Origin of the sequence: Lentilactobacillus diolivorans DSM 14421, assembly GCF_001434255.1 — a bacterium.
Taxonomy (GTDB): Bacteria; Bacillota; Bacilli; order Lactobacillales; family Lactobacillaceae; genus Lentilactobacillus; species Lentilactobacillus diolivorans.
This window is the reverse complement of record NZ_AZEY01000022.1, coordinates 1-1,771: the sequence shown is the minus strand read 5'-3', so window position 1 is coordinate 1,771 and position 1,771 is coordinate 1. Positions and strand designations below refer to the sequence as shown.

Here is a 1,771-nt window from a genome sequence, read left to right as displayed (position 1 = left end):
TCTAGTTCTCTTTTTTGATAATTCACGACTCATCAGATTAGAGGTCTTCAACGAAACTCTCAATGATAAAGATTGCAGTAAGGGTAATCAGAAAAAATTGTTCCATAATTAGTACTCCTTCAATAATGATCATATTCTACTTTACTGGTCTTTTGCCTGCTTGGCAACATCAATCATTTAACAAGTGATTATCGGATGATAGTAGAAAATCGAAAGCAAATAGCACCATTTTATAGACTGCTTTGTTATAATGAACATGGTAACGCAATCATGGACAGACAGTCCGTATCTGCTTAAGTTTAGGAGGCTTTGCAAATGAAGATCATTATCGTTGGTTGTACACATGCCGGTACTATCACTGCTAATCAAGTGTTAAGCAATCATCCTGATGCTGAGGTAACTATTTACGAAAAGAACGACAATGTTTCGTTCCTGTCGTGTGGGATTGCGACCTATCTCGGTGGGGTTACTAAGAACATTGACGATATGTTCTATTCCAGCCCGGAGATTCTGACTAAGCTGGGAGCCAACGTTAAACTGGAGCATGAGGTGACCCATGTTGACCTGAAGAATAAGTCGCTGACGGTCAAGGATCTTAATACCGGAGCTACCAGTGAGGACCATTACGACAAACTGATGGTTACTACGGGATCTTGGCCGATCATCCCTGGCTTATCAGGGATTGATAACCCTAACGTTTACCTCTGCAAGAACTATAACCACGCCAAGAAATTGTTTGAGGTTGCCCAGGATGCTAAGAACATTGTGGTTATCGGTGGTGGCTACATCGGTGTTGAACTGGTTGAGGCTTACAGCAAACAGGGCAAGAACGTGACCTTGATTGATGGTATCGACCGTCTGCTTAGCAAGTACTATGATGCCAAATACACAGACATCGTTACCAAGGATTTTGAAGACCATAACGTTAAACTAGCCTTTGACGAGATGGTAGCTGGATTTGAAGATAATGGTCATGGAGTTACGGTCAACACCAATAAGGGGAGTTACCCCGCTGACATGGCCATTCTCTGTATTGGTTTCCGGCCTAATACCGGACTCTTCAAGGGCCAGCTAGAGTTCAACCAGGATGGCTCTATCAAGACCAATGCCTACATGCAGACTTCGGATCCTGACGTATACGGGGCCGGTGATGCAGTGGCAGTACATTACAACCCAACTAATCAGGAGGCCTACGTCCCGTTGGCCACTAATGCGGTTCGGCAGGGGGTTATCGCTGGGACGAACCTTTTCGGCAATACGATGACCTACATAGGGACCCAATCGACGTCTGGCCTCCAGCTCTACGATCACGCGATGGCCTCAACGGGGATGACCCTAGCCAGCGCTAAGGCAGCCGGTTTCGATGCCGATGCCGTTACGTTTACGGATAACTATCGTCCGGAGTTCATGCCGACCAATGCTGAGGTTATCGGAACGGTAGTCTGGGACCGGAGTAATAACCAGATCCTCGGGGCCCAGTTCATGAGCAGCTATGACATTTCCATGTATGCCAATGCAGTTTCGGTAATGATTCAGAACCGGAACACGATTGACTTCATGGCAATGGTTGATATGCTCTTCCAGCCAAACTTTGACCGGCCATTTAACTTCATCAACCTCCTTGGTCAGCAGGCAGTGGCCAAAGCAACAAAATAACCTACCTGTCTTAATATACATGGTTACTATTGTATAAATATTAAATGATTGTTAAAATAGGCTCTTTGTCAATCGGTAAGGATGAAGAGATTTTTGAGAATTAGACTAAGCCACA

1 protein-coding gene is annotated in these 1,771 nt (G+C 44.9%); it reads left to right on the top strand.

Features of this window, described 5'->3' with window-relative positions; genetic code table 11:
• Positions 1 to 315 precede the first annotated feature (315 nt).
• Positions 316 to 1,656: an FAD-dependent oxidoreductase gene (locus FC85_RS02530; RefSeq protein ID WP_057864000.1), complete on the top strand. Its 1,341-nt coding sequence runs from the start codon at positions 316 to 318 to the stop codon at positions 1,654 to 1,656.
• Positions 1,657 to 1,771: the final 115 nt, after the last annotated feature.

What these genes read in the sequence shown, in the direction of transcription:
- FC85_RS02530 (WP_057864000.1), top strand. Translation starts at nt 316, where the DNA reads ATGAAGATCATTATCGTTGGTTGTACACATGCCGGTACTATCACTGCT.